At 41.0% G+C, this 19,497-nt stretch carries 17 protein-coding genes and 2 tRNA genes; 5 read left to right on the forward strand and 14 right to left on the reverse strand.

Annotated elements, in window-relative coordinates; genetic code table 11:
• Window positions 1-106: 106 nt before the first annotated feature.
• The 13 genes from QXS89_06755 to QXS89_06815 form a co-directional block, all read right to left on the reverse strand.
• Window positions 107-823: a nucleotidyltransferase domain-containing protein gene (locus QXS89_06755; GenBank protein ID MEM3831878.1), complete on the reverse strand. Its 717-nt coding sequence runs from the start codon at window positions 821-823 to the stop codon at window positions 107-109.
• 16 nt (window positions 824-839) lie between these two features.
• The gene (locus QXS89_06760) at window positions 840-1,580 is read right to left on the reverse strand and encodes a hypothetical protein (GenBank protein MEM3831879.1); all 741 of its coding nucleotides are present in this window, start codon (window positions 1,578-1,580) and stop codon (window positions 840-842) included.
• A 188-nt stretch (window positions 1,581-1,768) separates the two neighbouring features.
• The gene (locus QXS89_06765; GenBank protein ID MEM3831880.1) at window positions 1,769-2,932 is read right to left on the reverse strand and encodes an alanine--glyoxylate aminotransferase family protein; all 1,164 of its coding nucleotides are present in this window, start codon (window positions 2,930-2,932) and stop codon (window positions 1,769-1,771) included.
• A gap of 617 nt (window positions 2,933-3,549) precedes the next feature.
• Entirely contained in the window at window positions 3,550-4,836 is a 1,287-nt protein-coding gene (locus tag QXS89_06770; GenBank protein MEM3831881.1) for a hypothetical protein, read from the reverse strand.
• A gap of 458 nt (window positions 4,837-5,294) precedes the next feature.
• The gene (locus QXS89_06775) at window positions 5,295-6,410 is read right to left on the reverse strand and encodes an ABC transporter ATP-binding protein (GenBank protein ID MEM3831882.1); all 1,116 of its coding nucleotides are present in this window, start codon (window positions 6,408-6,410) and stop codon (window positions 5,295-5,297) included.
• Window positions 6,407-7,273, reverse strand: coding sequence for a carbohydrate ABC transporter permease (locus QXS89_06780; GenBank protein MEM3831883.1), 867 nt, complete (start codon window positions 7,271-7,273; stop codon window positions 6,407-6,409). The genes QXS89_06775 and QXS89_06780 overlap by 4 nt, the downstream gene beginning before the upstream one ends.
• Window positions 7,270-7,914, reverse strand: a complete 645-nt coding sequence (locus QXS89_06785; GenBank protein MEM3831884.1) for a sugar ABC transporter permease — start codon at window positions 7,912-7,914, stop codon at window positions 7,270-7,272. Before QXS89_06785 ends, QXS89_06780 begins: the two co-directional genes overlap by 4 nt.
• 259 nt (window positions 7,915-8,173) lie before the next feature.
• Window positions 8,174-9,499, reverse strand: coding sequence for an ABC transporter substrate-binding protein (locus tag QXS89_06790; protein ID MEM3831885.1), 1,326 nt, complete (start codon window positions 9,497-9,499; stop codon window positions 8,174-8,176).
• Window positions 9,500-9,869: 370 nt separating this feature from the next.
• A complete protein-coding gene (locus QXS89_06795) occupies window positions 9,870-10,547 on the reverse strand; it encodes a phosphoribosyltransferase (GenBank protein MEM3831886.1) in 678 nt (225 codons plus the stop codon).
• 124 nt (window positions 10,548-10,671) lie between these two features.
• Window positions 10,672-11,679: an FAD-dependent oxidoreductase gene (locus QXS89_06800; GenBank protein ID MEM3831887.1), complete on the reverse strand. Its 1,008-nt coding sequence runs from the start codon at window positions 11,677-11,679 to the stop codon at window positions 10,672-10,674.
• A 176-nt stretch (window positions 11,680-11,855) separates the two neighbouring features.
• Window positions 11,856-12,446: a class I SAM-dependent methyltransferase gene (locus QXS89_06805; protein MEM3831888.1), complete on the reverse strand. Its 591-nt coding sequence runs from the start codon at window positions 12,444-12,446 to the stop codon at window positions 11,856-11,858.
• 40 nt (window positions 12,447-12,486) lie between these two features.
• Window positions 12,487-12,600: transfer RNA gene (locus QXS89_06810), tRNA-Pro, on the reverse strand.
• 51 nt (window positions 12,601-12,651) lie between these two features.
• Window positions 12,652-13,389, reverse strand: a complete 738-nt coding sequence (locus QXS89_06815; GenBank protein MEM3831889.1) for a glycerophosphodiester phosphodiesterase — start codon at window positions 13,387-13,389, stop codon at window positions 12,652-12,654.
• 129 nt (window positions 13,390-13,518) lie between these two features.
• On the opposite strand from QXS89_06815, the gene QXS89_06820 reads away from it, so the two are divergent.
• A tRNA-Leu gene (locus QXS89_06820) sits at window positions 13,519-13,603 on the forward strand.
• A gap of 66 nt (window positions 13,604-13,669) precedes the next feature.
• Here QXS89_06820 and QXS89_06825 read toward each other — a convergent pair.
• Window positions 13,670-15,601 carry an arginine--tRNA ligase gene (locus tag QXS89_06825; GenBank protein MEM3831890.1) on the reverse strand — a complete coding sequence of 644 codons (1,932 nt, stop codon included), beginning with the start codon at window positions 15,599-15,601 and terminating at the stop codon, window positions 13,670-13,672.
• A gap of 73 nt (window positions 15,602-15,674) precedes the next feature.
• Between QXS89_06825 and QXS89_06830 the strand changes: the two genes are divergently transcribed.
• The 4 genes from QXS89_06830 to QXS89_06845 form a co-directional block, all read left to right on the forward strand.
• Window positions 15,675-16,169 (forward strand): hypothetical protein, encoded by a 495-nt coding sequence (locus QXS89_06830; protein ID MEM3831891.1) that lies wholly within the window; start codon window positions 15,675-15,677, stop codon window positions 16,167-16,169.
• An 89-nt stretch (window positions 16,170-16,258) separates the two neighbouring features.
• Window positions 16,259-18,448: a sodium-translocating pyrophosphatase gene (locus tag QXS89_06835; protein MEM3831892.1), complete on the forward strand. Its 2,190-nt coding sequence runs from the start codon at window positions 16,259-16,261 to the stop codon at window positions 18,446-18,448.
• Window positions 18,449-18,533: 85 nt separating this feature from the next.
• The gene (locus QXS89_06840) at window positions 18,534-18,755 is read left to right on the forward strand and encodes a hypothetical protein (protein ID MEM3831893.1); all 222 of its coding nucleotides are present in this window, start codon (window positions 18,534-18,536) and stop codon (window positions 18,753-18,755) included.
• A gap of 127 nt (window positions 18,756-18,882) precedes the next feature.
• Window positions 18,883-19,497 (forward strand): DUF996 domain-containing protein (locus tag QXS89_06845; GenBank protein MEM3831894.1); only part of this gene is annotated, 615 nt, incomplete at its 3' end.

The following is a 19,497-nucleotide window of genomic DNA, read 5'->3' on the forward strand; positions in this document are numbered from 1 at the left end:
GGGTTTAGAGATAAAACCGTTGAATGCAAAACATGGTAAAAATCCTAGGAGGCTGAGATAGGCATAGAGATTTGTCTGAGATCTAGAGTTATGAGAGTTGCGAGCTCTAGTCACATACATAGGAAGATGCTCTCCTTCTAAAAACAGGTTCTTCTCTGCATAGACGATCTATAACATTCTCTACAGGTTCTCCGTAGAGTATTCTTCTCTTGATAAAAACACCTGTTCTCCCATGTTCATCTCTTCTCGTGAGTGCTCTCACTCTGTCTAGCACTGTTTCTATTGATATGCCCAGGATTCTTGCTACCTCTGACTCGTATCCTATGATAGATCTCTCTATATGACCTTTCTCAGTAGGTATTATGAGCATGAGTCTTTTATCAACTCCTGGAACTCTCTCATTTCTGAGTAAACCTCTGAGATCTAGAACTCCTCCGAATCTGTAGAACTCTGCTTCAACGAGACCTAGTCTTCCTAGAGATGTTGATATGACAATACTCTCCTGAGAATCTAGGTAGAAGTATATTTTAGGTGTGTGAGAAGGTGTTGCCATTATTATCTCAGCATGACTATATCCTCCCAGCTCTTCTATAGCTGCTGAGAGTAGTGCTGGATTTACCATGTCTAGTATAACTATATCTATGTCGCTATATCTGTTCACATCTCCTCTGGCAACAGATCCGTGAACGAATCCTTTTAAACTTTTTCTCTCTAGATGAGATAGTATTCTAACGCTCTTCTCCCTGAGATCCTTGAGTATTCTCATATGTTCTTCTGAGTATAAAACCTCTCGAAATTCTCCTGCTGGAGCTATCTTACTCATATAGCCTCCGATAAATCTATTCTTCTACTAAGATCCATTTTCTCTCTATAGTGCTATAAGCTATCAAACCATCCTTCTTAAGTCTCTCGAAGAGCTTGTACTCATCTCTAGAAAGAGCTTTTCTAATAGCCTCCTCACTATCTTCTTTAATATTTTCAATTTTTCTCATGAATTCACTCCAGAAATCCGGGTCTACTGCTACTCTCTCGCTAGATAGCTTTATAATCTTCGCACCATCGCTCTCAAGTCTTCTGAAGAAGCTGTCTCTATCTCTGATCTTTGATACTACTGATGATTCGAATATTATCTTCTGATCTTTTAGAACTTCTATGGCGGTCTTCTTATGAGGCTCTTCGCGGGCTTCGGTCTTCTCTCTTCTCTGAACACCTCTACCACTCTGATAGATCGAGTCTATCAATCTTCTCAGCTCATTATATCGATTATCAAGATCGTTATATCTATCACTCAAACCATCAATCATATCACGAAGCTCGCTAATTCTCTGAGCAAGTTCATCAACTTTAGAAGTATACCTGTTCACGAGATCCATAAGCTTTCTCTCAAGTCTTACTAGATCCTCGGAAGGCTTCTCAATCGATGTGGTTCTCTCAAGATGAGATTGAATCAAAGAGATTATGTATTCTTCAACAGATTTGAAATTCTCGCTATAAGCTCTCTGAACAAGCTCTCTATAGAGAGCTTCTGAAATACTTAATCTAATCTCTCTCTCAGATTTTTTCAAATGCTTCTCACTCATCTTTCTACCTCTTCTTCTATCTCTTCTCCTTCATTCTTCTCCAGATGCTTGTCCTCCGTCTACCCCACCATCTCTCATAATCTTTTTCAAATACCTTCTCTGGTTTTATATTCTTTGTAAGGGTTAATATCTCTTAACCATAGCTGGTGGAAGTATGTAGTGAACCTTCCACAGGCCTGAGTATCTGATCATGGTTTGAAAGAGTTTTCTATAGCTTCAACAACTCTACCAATGCTGATCTCAAACCCTAGATCTCTTAGAGCTCTGGCTAGTGATGCATATGTTATCAGAAGATGTGATCTAGAGGCTTGCACACCCATATGACCTATTCTAAGAACTTTATTCTGAAGCTTTCCCCAGCTTCCTGCGATCATGATCCCATATCTCTTCCACATGATCTCTCTAAGTCTTCTCTCGTCAAAACCTTCAGCTATGAATGCTGTGACCGTGGGAGAGGAGTGTTCTATAGAAATAGGATACGGCTTTAGATTCAAAACTTCAAGAGCAGACCATGAAGCTTTTCTAGCGTTCTCATGCCTCTTATAAGTGTTCTCAACACCTTCCTCGAATATCATTTTCAGAGATTCTTCTAATGCATATACAAGCACATCACTCATCGTGTAGGGGAATATACTCTGCTCATCTAGCATCTCTCTCCAGAGTCTAAGATTGAGGTAGTAGCCTGAATATCTTACCTCGTTAATTCGATCCCAAGCTCTTCTACTTATAGCTATTATAGTAAGTCCTGGTGGTGTGTTTAAAACTTTTTGAGATCCTCCGATCAGAATATCTATAGAGTTTCCTTCAAAATCAACAGGTACTCCTCCTATGCTGGATACCGCGTCAACTATCAAGAGAAGACCATGATCTCTTACAACTCTAGCCACACCCCTCAGATCATTTAAAAGAGCTGAGGGTGTGTCGCAGTGAACTAGTGTCACAGCTATAGCATCTTTATTCTTCTCAAGAGCTCTATCAAGATCCTCTAGATCCACACTCTTCCTCCACTCATCTCCAGCCACGTAAACAGGCTTCCCACCATATGATCTAACAAGATCTCCAAAACCCTCTCCAAAAACACCATTGGCTATAACCATGATCTTATCACCAGGCTTAACAGTATTCGCTATAGCAGCCTCCAGACCTAGCATTGCTTCTCCACTCATGATATATAGTGAGGAAGATCTTACTCCTAGAAGTCTTCCCAGCATATCTCTCACTCTATTATAAACATCTATAAACTCGGGATCTAGATCGGGATTTGTAGTCTCTCTGAGAAGAGCTCTTCTAATTCTCTCAGGTATCTCCGTAGGACCTGGAGTCATGATAAGTCTATCAGTATAGAAAGACATTAAACCCCCTACAACCTAATTTATCTGAGGATACTAAAATACTAGACCATCCCCAGGTTGCCTAGCCCTTGATCTTCCAGCAACCTGAGTTATCTCCAGAAACTTCAGATCCAGTCCAAGCACTAGTTAAAAACACAAGCCACAAAGAGTAAGCACATCTGCTGAACAAGGTGTCTATAGACACGATCAAGCCAGCTGAATAGCCGAGATAACCCCAATAACATCTGCCTTCAATCTTAAGAGAGTTATGCTCTGACGAAAAACAGTGAGAGAAGCCAGTTGCGTTGCAAAGCGTACACTGCCGAAAGCAAGCCTGTGCGATCGAGCCAGCTGACCGGTGTTTCTGGTGGAAGCATCTAAGGCGTGCTCCTTATAACTACTCTAACGCCCAGCTCTATACCTGCGAGAACGCGTGGGTAAGAAGATTAGGTGCTATTCGGAAGCGGTTGTAAGGCGGGTGTCGGACAACCCAGTTCTCTACGCCGTGGTTGAAGCGGTTTTCACAGCGGTAGACCCTGCACTCGAGCGAGGTCGGGAGACTGGTCGGTGTATCCCGTGAGCATGCGTATAACTTCCTAGCGAAGCTTGAGTACTCTCCTACTGCTGAAAACCCTCTTCTACCTGTAGTTTGAGAATCTCACTTCGTAAAGCATTGGGTCGTTGTTCGCAAACCACCAGTAGTACCATGCTGTAGTGCTCCCGCTTACGTCTCTGACTCTGAGGTAGGGGGTTGTGTATATCTGGTCATATCTGCCAGCTTTGTAGAGATTCACTGTGAGTGTGAAAACGCCGAATGTGAAACTAAAGCTCACACTTGTACCTACTAGCACTTCATCCGTCTCCTTAGCAGGAGTGAACCATATTATTCTGTCACCCCACACAGGTTCTCCAGCGTACGAAGGTGCTGGCTCTACGACGCTCAAGTACTCCTTCTCGTAAGGAGTAATAGGATACAGTGATTCGCTTCTCTGAATATCTTTAACCTTTAGCGGGTAGATGATCCAGTAGAGTTCTCCTATTCCTGCAAAGCCATCGTAGCTCGTGTACCACTTCTCGTACCTGTACAGCACGCTGAAGTAGACTCTATCTCTAAACCTACCTGAAAGGCTTGCTGTCTCTCCTGAAACCCAGCTGGTTGTCAGCCTCTTCCCAGCACTACTCCACTGCTGCGGTGTATCGCGCTCGCAGACCACGGGGCAGTATGCTGAATCCCAGTAAGCCTCTAGATATACTGCTGATGGCTTAGCCTCCCCCTCCCCTTTCACTCCGAAGGCTGTTTCAAGGCCTGGTAGCGAGTATAGGTATGGTCCTCTAACCAAAGTAATGCACTCAGCAGCTTCAAGAGCGCCTGGTGGTGGAGTGACAGAGTAGAAGTTGCAGAGAAGAGGGTTGGTTGAGGAGCCACCTCCGCCATCTATTGTATAATACGATGGATACCTCTCTCCGGGTTTTTCCTCGAACTTTACCTCGACTACATGCGTTGTTACAAGGCTTATCGGGTAAACTTCGTGTATTCTACCGTATCTGAGTGCTGTGCCACCCTTCTTGCAGAGCACTACGATGAGATATTCAACAGGCTCGTAGTACTCAACCTTGTATTCTCCTTTCTCGATTCTCGCCTTCGCAACTATTGCCGCGTGAAGCTCTTTGACAACCACTGTATCCCCTCGCCTGTGAAGACCTGCGTAGACCTGCTCACTGAAGCCTGTCTCCGTCGGCCTGTACGGTGTCGGTAGTTTTCTGACGTGAACTGTGCACAGCTCTGCTTGAACTGGTGGTATGTGTATCTCCAGCTTAACCATGATCTTTGGTTCTCCGGATAACCAGCTGTTGAAGACAACAGCGAGATCATCTTGGTAAATGTAGACAATGGCTAGAGGAGTCACAAGAGATGCGATCAACAAATAGGCAAACAATGTCTTCGCAGGAAACACCCTAATTAAAAACTTAGGTTCTTCCGGGTAATATATCCTACATCTCCACGGTACGAAAGCTGAGTTATACAGACAACCCTATTACATTGCAATGCTTCTCGCCGAGTGATTGACGAGTGCTGGAGAGCGAGCTAGGTGAATTCACGAATGCTGAGGAAACCGTAGATACTTGAAGGATTCACAATCAGCTTAGACTCTACCACCCTACTTCCACCTTCTCAAAAGGAGGTCTGCACACTTCGATTCGATGGACTACAAGCTTTCTACAGTAGACGCAGTTGTTTGCATTTAGAAGGAATATATATGTTTAATTCATGCCCTTTAAAAATACTTTTACGATTGTTAAGTAAGGCTCTCGATATTTTAAGACACGTTACCTCTCCTACCATCATGGAATTATAAGTGTTGAAATGCGATCAAAATATACTTTATTTTTCATTAACACGTTTGATTAATTCCGTCAGTTTTTGCAAATACTCACCAGTTTTTTTGTCGAAAATCCGTACATTTTTCCAGTTGAATTTCAAATAAACTGGTTCACCGCTTTGAACTGAAATTTCTCTTAATGTTTTAGCTTTGATTATATTATCTCCAAGTTTAATGTCAACAATAAACTCTGAGCCAAGCGTTTCTACTACATATACTACTCCTTTAATACTCTCATCTACTGGTTTCTCAGAGACTTCAATGTGTTCCGGTCTAATTCCCAGGTATATTTTATTTTCGCTAACAAGCTCTTTAAATTCTCCTGGAATTTTAATATTGAATCCTTGGCAATCTAGAATTTCTGATGTAACATTACACTCAATAACATTCATTGGAGGAGACCCAACGAATGTAGCAACAAACACATGCTTTGGGGTCTCATATATCTCCTTAGGTGTTCCAATTTGAATTATTCGGCCCTTATTCATAACAGCTACTCGGTCAGCTAATGTTAATGCCTCGACCTGATCATGCGTAACATAAATAGTTGTTATGCCGAGGTCCTTCTGAAGTTTTTTGAGTTCTGCTCTTACCTGAACTCTAATTAGCGCGTCAAGATTAGAAAGAGGTTCGTCCATGAGCCATACTTTTGGTTCCACCACGAGAGCTCTCGCTAATGCTACCCTTTGCTGTTGACCTCCGCTTAATTGCATGGGTTTTCGTTCAAGAAGTTCTTCGATCCCTAACATCTCTGAAACTCTATGAACCCTTTCCCTTATCTCCTCTTTGCTCAGTCTAAGCTTCTTTTTCCTAACAACAAGTGGGAAAGCTATATTATCAAATACAGTCATGTGAGGGTATAATGCGTAATCCTGAAAAACCATTGCTACATCTCTTTCTCCTGGCTCTAAGTATGTAACATCTCTTCCATCAATTACTACTTTACCTTCATCTGGATAAACAAGGCCGGCTATTATACGTAGTGTGGTAGTTTTACCACATCCAGAAGGACCTAGCAGGACGATAAATTCTCCCCTACCGACACTTAGGTTGACCTTATCAACAGCAAGGCTTCTTCCATATTTCTTAGTAATATTAACTAGCTCGAGATATGTCACCTTTTAACACCCCAACCAGCTACTCCTCTAACATAGTATTTGTTAAACACTATGTAGATAATTAATGGTACACTCATTGTGATGATTGATCCTGCAGATAATAAACCCCAATCAACCATATACTCACCTTTAATAGCTATAACTTTCTGTGTTGCTACCTGAAGATTTTTATCTACTAGGAAAACTAATGCATAGAATAGGTCGTTCCACACCCATGTAAATTGCATGATAAAAGCAGTTATCAGAGCTGGTTTGCTCAAAGGCAAGATTATTCTTGAAAAAATAGTCCAGTCTTTAGCTCCAAAAACTCTTGCTGCCTCGGCTAAACTACTTGGAAGCAAACGGAAATAATTCCTCAACAAGAAAGTTGACCAGGCGATTCCCCATGCACTATGCAATAATATAAGGCCTAAAAGAGTATTATAAAGACCTGTTTCAAAATACAGGAAGTACAGTGGGACTATAGATAATTGTTGAGGTACCATCATTATAAACAGTATTAGCGTAAACAGAAGTGCCTTCAACCTAAAATCAAACTGTGTGAACGCATACGCTGCTAGTGCAGCCGCAAAAACCGGGATGAAAGTACTCAGTGAGGCGACTATGAAAGAGTTTCTTAATCCAGTACCTAGGTCATAGGTTGGATCTGTTAAGACATTTAGATAATTGGCGAAAGTTAGATCTAAAGGATTAAGCGGTCTTAACCATCCTTCCACAATTACTGATCTATAAGGTAAAACAGAGACCAGAAATATACCATAAAAAGGTAGAATCCAGAGTACTGCAAGCATCCACACCGCTATATTAATTAAAATAGTCACAATTATTGATCTATATCTCATTCTTAATTTCATTCCTATCATTCTCTCAGCCTCTTAATGGCAAGCAGTATTATTGGAGTAGTAAAAATTGTTAGTAAAACAGCAACAGTAGACGCCTTATAGTAGTCTATATCTCGCACGAAATAATCATACATTACAACTGCAAGAACATTGCTCGCACCCAAAGGACCTCCTTTCGTTGAACCCCATACAAAATCGAATATTTTCATGTCCCACAAGGCGGTCATTACAACAACCACAAGAATAACAGGTTTTAGCTCGGGAACAATAATACGCCAAAAAATGGTCCACGAAGATGCAGCAAAAACCTTCGCTGCATCTATGTGGCTTTGAGGTATAGCTTCAAGACCAGCAGATAAAACCGTTACGGCAAAACCCATCCAGAGCCAGATGGAGCCTAATATAAGGCCCCATAATGCTAGATCCCTGTAAAGCAACCATGATTTAGATAAGTTGTTAAAGCCTAGGTAGCCAAATATCATTGGAAAGACTCCAATTCGTTCGGAGAACATAAACATTGTTAAAAGTCCTCCTACAGCTGGTGGTATGACCATTCCAAGAAACATTACAGCCTTTATCAATGTTCCACCTTTTACATAGAATTTCAATAAGTATGCCAATATGAGACCTCCAATTGTTATAACTGGAACATGTATAGCCATCCATAGCAAATTATGAATTAACGCACCCCACGGAGGAGTAGAGGAAAAAGAGCTAGGGAGAATAGCTTTAATGGGACTGGTGGCCGTTAAAACGCTAATATAATTATCTAGCGTAAATGAAGACGATTTTTTGTCTATAAAACTTAGGATAGTTGTATAGATAATTGGATAAATCACAAAGATAGATACGAGTATAAGTGCGGGAAGAAGGAAAAAATAAGGTCTTAAGATCCTTCCATTCATTTCATTTCCCAGTCTATCATCTCTTGGGATATTGTTGGGTCAGCGTATCCAACATTTCACTCCATATGTTCGGATTAATGAATAGCGTTTTACAGTAATCCCAGAACAGTCTCTGCCAATCACCGCCGATAGTGTCATCCATATCTGGGACGAACTTAATTTGACCCGTAGCAACCTTTTGATATAGTTCCCTAAAGATCGGGTACACTTTTTCAGGATCAGCTTTAGTCCAAGTAGGCACTCTTCCAGCTGGATACGAAGCCATAATCTCTTGGCCAGTCGTTGCTAAGAACTTCAAGAAATCCATTACTATGGGCTTTATTTCTGGTGGTATATACTTAGGGACGAATAAGAAGTCTACGTTACCTATCATATCCGGTTTCCCAGGTAATATGAAGAAATCAACGTCATTAGGATCATCTACCATTGGTAATAGAAACGATCCAAGCGGGTATATACCGTATTCCCCTGCCCACCAATACTCCCTAGCCGCCGTCCACTCTATAGGTTCGCTGAAGTATCCGGCTCTAATAAGCGGGACAAGTTCATCTCTAAAAATAGCTTGTACCTGGGGATCATTGAATTTAATGGTGCCTCTAGTTAACCCACTATGTAGTTCAGCACCTCCAAACGCTAGTATGAATGATTCAACGATATCGCTTTCCGGCCAACCCACACCGTCTCCAACAATGATTGCCTTCTTTGGTCCGAGAATCTTTGTTAAATTATTTAGAAGAGTTATGAATTCATCCCAAGTATTAGGTTTCGTTAGGTTATGAGCTTGGAAGAACGATTTTCTATACCAGTAAAGTTCTTTAAAGTATAGACCTATTGGAATACCGTAAACTTTTCCTTCGTATGTTACTAATCGAACGTAGTCAGATAGAAACTCGTTGACTGGCACATACGTGCTAAGATCCTCTAGATGTCCTCTCTTTGCTAGTTCAAGGACAAACCACGACCACGGTGTGATCATTATTTCAGCAGGATACCTCTTGGCTTCTAATTGAGCTGGAAGTATGGCTGCAAGATCCTCAGCTCTATAAACTACATATTCTATCTCGACATTTGGATTTCTACGAAGATATTCATTTACTGCGGCATCAAATGGTTCTCGCTCCTTACCCGTCCATCCAATACTGACAGTGATCTTCACTTTACCAGGTGGAGTGACTGTAGGTGTTTGAGTAGGAGTCTGAGCGATCGTTATATACCTTGTTTCCGTAACCGTTTCCTTAACTGGCGGCAGTGTGACAAGACCTATGCCATAACCAGCTAGTATACCTACTATTAATACTACTATAACCAGTATGAGAGACACTTTCTTCATTATAAAACTCATATTATTGACACCTTCACTTTGAATGAAGTCACATAAATAATAAACTTTTACTTAACATGAATGCATAAATAATTAAATGATCATTATCGCTACGACTAGCATGATAATTTACTTTTTTAAATTAAAGATTGTTTATAAGAGAGTCCTACATGAGCTCTCTTATAAATAATTAAAACATGTAAAACATTTATTGTTGTCCACGTGGGGACTCTCTGTAAATCGATCCCCATTCAAGCTGAGCGAGTGATAAGCTTACAACCCAAAGCCTCATCCTCTGAGGCAGGGGAGGAGGTCTGTCGGATATCTGATGATTCTTCTTATACGGAGGAGATGTGATCATGAATGTTTTGAATCTTCTGATGCATTGTTCTCAGGATTTATATAGTGATCTGTATGTTCTCTCGTTTATCTTCTCTAGGATCTTCTTTCTCTCAAGCATGTTGAGAGCTTCTTCTAGATATAAATCATCGGGTGTGTATCCATACCATTCTTTGAATGATGAGATTATCTCTTCTAAGTTCCATAAGCTTTTGCTACTATTCTCCTTGATTATTCTTGATATGAACTGGCTGAGATCTTCAACACGAGTCCATGGGTATTGGAACCAGATCCATTCTCTGACTTCTATGTAGTAGTAGTCTGGTTTGAATTTTGCTACAGAACTTATCCACTGAAGAGCTGCTATTCTAAGTTCTTCAGGCTTCCAGTTCTTCTGCACGTATTCTCTTGCTAGAAGTAGTGATTCTCCTGTGTCTACTATATCATCTACTAGTAGAGCTTTCAATCCTCTCAGATCTACTGTGTAGGGGAATTTTATTATAGCTCTCTCAGAAGCTTTAGCCGCTTCAGTCCAGTGCTGGCTCTGGAGAGATAGAAGGTTCTCGACACCTAGAAAATCACATATAAGTCTTGCAGGAACATAACCTCCTCGAGCTATAGCTATCACGACATCTGGAATCCATCCTGATTCGAGGATTTTCCTAGCCAGACCTCTGCTCCACTCTACGATGTCATTCCATGAAACCTGTTTAACTGGTATTCGAGCCAATAAAATCCCGAGAAGAAAGATTATCTAGTAGAGTTTTTAAATTTTTGAATATGCGTTCTAGAACTCTAAGCTGTCAGCCTCTTCGAGAAAGATCTTTTTAACATGAAAGTGTAAAATTATGATCCTATTCTGAGACACCTAGAATCTTAAAACCTCTCTGAATAATCCATTTAAATGCTGCATCAGCAGCCATAGCACCTTCAGCAGCTGATGTTATTATCTGCTGGAAGTAGTATTTGTAAGGTCCTCCAGCACAGTCTCCCGCAGCAAATATACCCTCCACACTTGTATAGCCTCCGGGCTTCACCACTACAAGTCCTTTGTCATCTACTTCTAATCCTATTTTCTTGAAGAAATCTGTAGGAGGTTCACTCCCTATCTCTACGAACACACCTTCTACATCTATTCTTCTCTTCTCACCTGTTCTAAGGTTTGTGACCAGAGCATACTCAACTTGTTTGCTTCCTCCGATCTCTGTGACAGTACTATTCATTATAATCTCGATCTTATCCGGATTCTGTTCTCTCAGCTTCATAAGTCTCTCTACATATATTGGAAAAGCTCTGAATCTATCTCCTCTCGTGATTAAATAGATCTTAGATACATAGCCTAGAGCATGTATAGCTCCAGTCACACCACTATTACCCCCACCAACGATCGCAATCCTCTTACCCTTGAAGAAGGGGACATCACATACAGTACAATAGCTAACTCCTCTACCAGCGAACTCATCCTCACCCTTGGCACCAAGCTTCTTTCTCTTAAGACCTGTTGCTAGAATCACTGCTCTACTCAGGTATTTATAACCTTTTCTAGTCTCAACCTCGAAGAATTGATCCTCTGTTCTTCTAATATCCTCAACACGATCTATTACTATAGATACTCCATGCTTCTCCACATGAGATCTGAATCTCGCCACAAGTTCTGCAGCCTCCACATCCATGAAACCCGGATAATCATCTACAAGCCCCGCCATTGAAAGCTGACCTCCTAAGGTCTCTCCTATGGCTAGAGTCTTCAACTTGTATCTAGCCGAGTAGAGAGCTGCTGAAAGTCCTGCAGGTCCTAGACCTACTACTATCACATCATATTCTTGAGATGCAGGTTTAGAGATCTTTCCAAGCCTGAACATTCTCAACACGCCACCTCAACATAATAATTTTACTCTAGAACATATTATAAGCCTAATGCAATTGTTTCGGCTTTTACATAGATTTATACTTCTTGATGTTATTCTTCTGTTTATGATTATTGTATATGTTTTTCGGTGGGGATATTTAGGTAGAGAGTTAAGTTTTAGAAGAAGTTCTAGGAATCTCTCAAGCGAGTAGTTGATATGATGTAGTAGAATCCTCTCTCTAATCCTCTCTCGAGGATCTCTGCTTTCTCCTCTAAAAATCTCATGATCCTGCTCATCTTAGTCGAGAGAGTTCTCCTATCATGTCCGGGAATTATGGTGTAAAGAATGCTGGGAACCAGATCTACCACCACTATTCTCCCTCTACTCCTTATAATTCTTAGAAACTCTTCTAACACTCTCTCTATATCGTCTATGTGATGCAGTGTTGTATGAGATATGAGATACTCGAAAGAATTATCTCTGAAAGGCATTCTCCTAGCATCACAGATCATGAGGTCTAGACTTCCTCTCATGATATATCTTCTAAGAACTTTAGAAGCCCATGCTACAGCTTTTTCATCGATATCTACCGAGACTAGAAACCCTTCTAAATCTTCTACGAACCTCATCAGATTGAAAGTATTATAGCTGAAACCTGTTGAGATCTCAAGAACCCTAGATCTCTTCAGAGTAAGTCTAGCTCTATAAAATCTCTCAAGATCAAACACCGCCCCATTCACAGCCCACGAGATAAGCCTGTAAATCAGATACAGAGACATACCAGAAATCTATCTTTCAAAGAATAAAAACATACAGAGGTGGGGCCGCCGGGATTTGAACCCGGGACCACGGGCGTTCTAGGAGCAGGTTAATCCCGGGTTCTGGGGATGCTCACCCCAGGCCCGCATCCTAGCCAAGCTAGACTACGGCCCCCTAAAGAATTTATTGAATAAAGCTTTTATTAATAAGAAGGATCTTCTCATATTATCTTGTTTTATACATCTCACTACTAAGAGATCTCTTGATCCTAACTCCTAGATCTGGGTAGTCTGTTGCTATACCATCCACGCCTCTGGCCGCGAGTTCTCTAAACCATTTCTCATCATTAACAGTCCATGCAATAGTTTTAAGATTCATTCTACGAGCTAGCTCCACCGATCTAGATGTTGCTAGAGTGTATCTTGGTAGAACTATTTCAAAACCTTCTCTTTTCGCTGTTAATATCTCTCCAGGAGGCTTATAGTATATGATTCCTACCGGTGTGTAGGGGTCTAAACGCTTCACATTTCTCAGAACTTCTGTGTGGAAGCTTATTATTGCGATCCATTGTGATGCATCTAATCTTCTCACGAGATCCATTATATGGATCTCGTCACCAGGTTTCTTAACCTCGATGAGAACACCGATTCTATCTATAGAGAAGCTCAGCACCTCTTCCAGTGTAGGGATCTTCTCACCGTTAATCTTTATATCAGAGAGATCGCTGTACTTCATCTCTCTAATACTGGCGTTAATCCCAGCAATCCTTCTAAGATCCTCATCATGAAAAACTACCGCGATTCTATCTAGGGTTATCTGAACATCTATCTCGATAAGATCTGATCCTACTTCTAAAGATCTCTGAACACCTAGGAGAGTATTTTCAGGAGCAAGACCAGAACCTCCTCTATGAGCTATCACAGCAAAAGGTTTTTCACTAAGTTTCATAAGAACTCTATTCATGAAAAACCTCCTACCATAGGAATATACCAAGAGCAAGATAAACCTGCCACAGATCCTTTTCCTCATAATAGATCCACATATGATCGATAGAGCTAAGTCTAATAAGTCTCCATATAATTTCTTTATTGGGCGGGGGTGCCCGAGCCAGGTCAAAGGGGTCGGGCTTAGGACCCGATGGCGTAGGCCTGCGTGGGTTCAAATCCCACCCCCCGCATCCTTCTACTCTTATAATGCTCTTATAGATCGCTTTTTATTCTGCAACATGCTTCTTCTACGAAGATTATATTCTATCAAGAGGTTCTATTCCCAGGTATTTCAATCCGTTGCTTAGAATGCTTACTACTGCTTCTACCATTAGTATCTTGAATGCTCTAAGACCTTTGCTTTGCTCATGTATTACAGGGTCTTTCTGATACCATGTGTTGAAAAGATCTGAGATCTTGATCAGTTCTACAGCTACTCCTTCTGGAGAGAGTTCCTCAACAGCTTTAGCATATATTGTGGGAGCCTTAGCTAGTTCTAGTATAAGCTGTCTTCTCAGAGGATCTCTACAGCCTTCTATATAATCAGCCTCACCCGGATCAGGTCTTTCACCAATTTTATTTAGAATGCTAAGAGCTCTGGCTCTCGAATATAGTATGTATGGTGCTGAGTTTCTCTCAAAATCTAGAGCTTCCTCTAGTTTGAATATGATCTGTTTTGAAGGAGATACTGATGCTAGACTGTATCTAACAGCTGAAACAGCGATCTTCTCAGCTATATGTGGATCCTGAGATCCTCTCGATCTCATGATACTCTCTGCTCTCTTAACAGCTTCTCCGAGAACCTGATCTAATGTCACATACCTGCCTCTCCTACCACTCATCCTAGTACCAGGCATGTTCACCATTTCATAGCTGTAGTGTATAAGTCTCTCCGCTTCTTCTCTGAAGCCTAGAGCGTAGAGTGCAAGTCTTATCTGAGCTTGTGGTAGTGTTTGTTCTGATGCGATGACGTTTATAACATAATCAGCTTTTGAATCTCTGAACTTGTATATCGAGTATGCTATGTCTCTTAAAGTGTATAGTGTTGTCTCATCACTTCTCATTATTATAAGAGGTGGTATCTCAATACTTCTGGGAAGTCTGAGCTTCTCTCTTAGAATCTTATCTTTCTGAATATCTCTGAATATTATCGCGGGAGCATTCTTATAGATCCCGTAGTACGGAGATCTTCTAGCTCTCTCGATAATCTCATTTACAAGCCCGCTCCAGGCTATATCACTCTCAAAATCCCATTTGTCAAACTCCACCCCGAATCTTTCTAAGGTTCTTTTAAAACCTCTTAGACATAGATCCACGAGTTTTCTAAAGCTTCTGACAATATCCTCATCACTCTTCTTCTCGTACGCCTGCATAAGTCTTGAGATCTCAGAATCAAAATCCTTGATCTTGTTAATCTCATCAGCGAGTTTATCGAAGTATTCTGGAAACATCTCTCTAAGTCTTGCCGCGTCAGCCACTAGATCGTCTAATTCGCTTAAAATCTCTCTATACCTCGTAGGATCTATTCTAGCTTTCTCAAGCTCTTCTCTAAGTCTTTTAACGTCATAGATTGTATGAGTAGAAGCGTATATGAATCCAATCCATTCATCTTCCTTAATATTCGGAGGAGGATCTGGTTCTCCGAGAAGTCTGAAGCCTAGAACAGCAATAGCTATCTGTCTTCCCATATCATTCACATAGAATCTCGTGACAACCTTATGACCTCTCATTCTAAGCATAGAAGCTACAGCAGAACCGAGAGCTGCGTTTCTCCCAGAACCTATGTGGAGAGGGTGTATCGGATTTGCAGAGACGTATTCAACAACATATGTTCTAGATCTCTCGACAGGAACTACTCCATAGAGTTCTCCTAGATCTCTTACAGAAGTGAAGAGAGCTGATGCTAGATGTGTTGAGCTGATCCATATATCTATATATCCTCCTACTCTAGCAAATCTCTCTACCAGGATATTCTTCTCAAGAGTCGTAGAAATCCTGCCAGCCAGATCCTCAGCGTCTAGGCCTAGCTCTCTTGAGATTCTATGAATTGGCAGAGCTATGTCTCCTAACTCGGGTTTTACAGGTTCTTCGAAGAATATGTCTCTAGCATCTCTTCCTATGGCTAATCCTATATCTCTCAGGATCTTATCTCTAATTATTTTATAAGGCTCGTAGATCTTCTCACTCATTCTTTCTCTCAATCTCTTTATAGAGCTATCTAACATATATATTGCTCAGTTAAAACTCTTTCTGGTGGTCTCATTGAGTATTGGGGATATTCATCAGAATATCATAGTTATGCTGGAGCAGATAGCTAGTGCTGAGGAGTATCTATCTCTTCTCTACCTGAGACTGAGATTTATGGTTAGAGATCCTGCTGTTAAGATACTTGCCGAATATCTCTCAGAATCATCTCATCTTCATAGGAATACCATTAAAAATCTTCTAGATCTCAGTATAGAAAAGCTTAACATACCTCAGGATAAGCTTAGAGAGGTTATAGAACTTGTGGGAGGAGGTTTTAGAGATATCAGAGATCTATATCATAAAGCTCTGGAGACCTATAATACTGATGAGATTATAAAGATTATTGAGAATCTTGAGAATAGTGTTAGAAGTCTGATCTCAGCTTACAAGATTATGAGAGAGTCTCAGGATAGAGATGAGAATATCAGATTTATTCTAGAGATCTTAGAAGAGGATTCTGATAGGAATATAAGAATATTAAAGACCTTATGCAGTCATCTTAAGAAGTAGAGTAAACCTGAGACAGGTTTAACAATTTAACCTGAAAAAACATGTTTTAATCATAAAACTTAAAACCCCTACAATATTATTTCTTAGAGGTGGTGCTGACGGTAGATCTCATGATACCGATTGCAGGTGTTTTCACAGGCTTGGCAAGCATACTCTACGCGCTCTACCTAGGTAGATGGGTTCTCAAGCAAGATCCTGGAGATGAGAAGATGAGATTTATATCTGATTCAATATCAGCAGGAGCTAGAGCTTATCTTAATAGACAGTTTAAAACCATAGCAGGGATCCTGGTAGTTCTCTTCATTATAATAGCTCTGGGGATTAGCTGGGCTGCTGCTGCCTCCTTCGTAGCGGGAGCTCTCGGCTCTATGATGGCGGGATATCTCGGGATGTATGTGACTACTAGATCTGCTTCTAGAGCTGCTCAAGCTGCTAGAAGAGGTGTGAGAGAATCTCTCAAGATCTCTTGGAGAGCTGGAGCTACCATGGGACTTACACTTGCTGGTGTAGCTCTTCTCATAATCTCATCACTCTATATCCTCTATTCGAGAACCATAGGAGACTGGACTATTCCTCTGATCGCAACAGGTTTTGGTGCGAGTCTTGTGACTCTATTCATGAGAGTTGGAGGAGGTATATATACTAAGGCTGCTGATCTAGGAGCTGATCTGGTTGGGAAGATCGAGGTAGGAATACCTGAGGATGATCCTAGGAATCCCGGTGTTATAGCTGATAATGTTGGTGATAATGTCGGTGATGTAGCTGGTATGGCTGCTGACGTATTTGAATCTTATGTAGTCACAGTCACTGCAGCAATGTTCCTCGCAGGAGTTCTAGGTCTCGGGCTTGTCTATGTTGAGATACCTCTTCTATACAGTCTTCTACTACTTCTAGCCTCAGTAGTCGGTGTTCTAATTCTAAGACTTAGAGATGAGAGGAATCCTCTCACAGCTATAAGAGGTTCTATAGTTATAACAGCTGTTCTAGGTATCATCCTGATTATTATTACGAGTATGCTTCTCTTCAGCTATGATATTGTAAGAGGTCTCTCTCTAGCTTTAACAGCTTCTCTAGGTATAATACTAGCACCTATCATACTATGGATCACAGAGTATTATACTACTTACACCTACAAGCCTGTGAGGAAGATAGCTGAGCAGGCTAGGATCAGTCCAGCCACAGTTATTGTATCAGGATATGCCATAGGACTTTCAAGTGCGGTACCCACTCTTATCGCGGTCTCACTAGCTCTAGGATTATCATATTTAATAGGCTATCAAGCTTTAAGCGAGCTTGTATCAGAAGTCTTCGGAGTCTACAGAGGTCTTGTAGCCGGGGTTTACGGAACTGCGATAGCTTCTGTAGGTCTTCTATCTATGGCTGGCATCATAATAACAGCTGATTCTTTCGGTCCTGTGAGTGATAATGCTAATGGTGTTGTTGAGATGGCAGGGCTTCCTGACGAGGTTAGAGAGGTTACAGAGGTTCTCGACATGGTTGGAAACACTACTAAAGCTTCTACCAAGGGTTATGCTATTGCTAGTGCTGCTCTAGCATCTCTAGTTCTATTCATGGCTTTAATATTTGAGATCGTTAAGATTCTTGGTGTGAACAGTATACCCAGTATACTGAGTAGTCTAACGATTATAAATCCTAATCTTCTTATAGGAGCTTTCATAGGAGTTATGATCGTGTATATATTCAGTAGCAGAACTCTTGAAGCTGTGGGGAGAACTGCTATGGAGGTTGTTGAAGAGATAAGAAGACAATTCAGAGAAAAGCCTGGGATACTTGAGTGGAGAGAGAAACCTGATTATGAGAGAGTAGTAGATATAACCACGAGAAGAGCCTTAGAAGAGTTCCTCAAACCAGGATTAATAGCTCTAGCAACACCTATAGTAGTTGGAATAGTACTAGGCTGGCAGAGTCTTGCAGGAGTAATACTAGGAGCAGTAATAGCAGGAGTTCCGAGAGCACTTCTCATGGCTAATGCTGGAGGAGCGTGGGATAATGCTAAAAAGTATATAGAGTTGAGCGGAGGAAAAGGTTCTGAAGCTCATAAAGCTGCGGTAGTAGGAGACACAGTAGGAGATCCTTTCAAAGATACTACAGGACCTTCTATCAATCCTCTGATAAAAGTTCTCAACACACTCTCGGTAGTATTCGCATCACTAATCATATACATGAACACACTTCTAGGAATAGACGTCTTCACAGGGCTTCTCAAGATAACATTTCTCATCTCCTCCCTACTCTCTCATCTCCCCTTCCACCTCTAATCTTTATTCTAACCTCCTACTCTCAGAATATTTTTCTGATAAGACCAGCATAGGGTTGCTCACAAGGTTTAATACGGTTAAAAGCATGTGGCTGAAGGTGGGAAGTGGGAAACAGCTTTTGATAAGCTTCTACTATAATCCTCTTATCATCACAAAGAAGACTGCAGATAGAAGAAGAACAATGGCTATGATCATTATTTTCTCATACTCTCCACCACCTTATGCAGAGATGGTGATCACAAACATGAGAATAACTTTATTCCTAGAGAAATTCAAACCTAACCATATAAGCTTAATCTTCTCTTGAAACTCTTTCACCGATCATATGCCTCTTTCATTTTTCCAATAATCTCCCGTAGCTTATTCTCTCCAGAGATTGATGTCTTGCAAATAATTTTAAACCTTCTTAGATATATTCTTTGAGGTTAATTGAGATGGTGTCTTCACAATCTCTTCCAGCATCTTCTTCTAAGCTATCTCAGGCGAAGATTCTTGGGATCATAGGTTCTCTACTTCCTTTCATAGGTGTTTTCATACCTTATGCAGAGCTTGTCCTAGGTTTAGTAGGCTTGGTGCTGATATTGCTAGCTCTCAAGTATATATCTGATGAAGTTGGAGAGCCTAGGATATTTAATTATGCTATCTACTCCGTGGTAGCGGGTGTAGTAGGTTATGTAGTGCTCGTGTTCTTCGTGGTAGGAGTCTTTCTAAGCGGTTTTCTCATGAGATCTCTACACAGAGAGTTTCCCCCGATCTCTATCCCTACCTATACATGGCCTTATCATGCTCTAGAATCACTTGATCTGGTGGGCTTGATAATATCTATAATAGCGTTTCTAGTACTAGCATGGATAGTGATGATTATCTCAACATACTTCCTCAGAAAAAGCTACTCTCTTGTAGCAGACCGCCTAGGAGTAGAACTTTTCCGTACTGTAGGACTTCTATACTTCATAGGAGCAATCCTACTAATAGTACTCGTAGGAGGGATCCTGATCCTTGTAGCATTAATACTCCAGATAATAGCCTTCATATCATTACCAGAATCA

This window comes from Sulfolobales archaeon (assembly GCA_038881635.1).
In the GTDB taxonomy this organism is placed as follows: Archaea; Thermoproteota; Thermoprotei_A; order Sulfolobales; family AG1; genus WYEN01.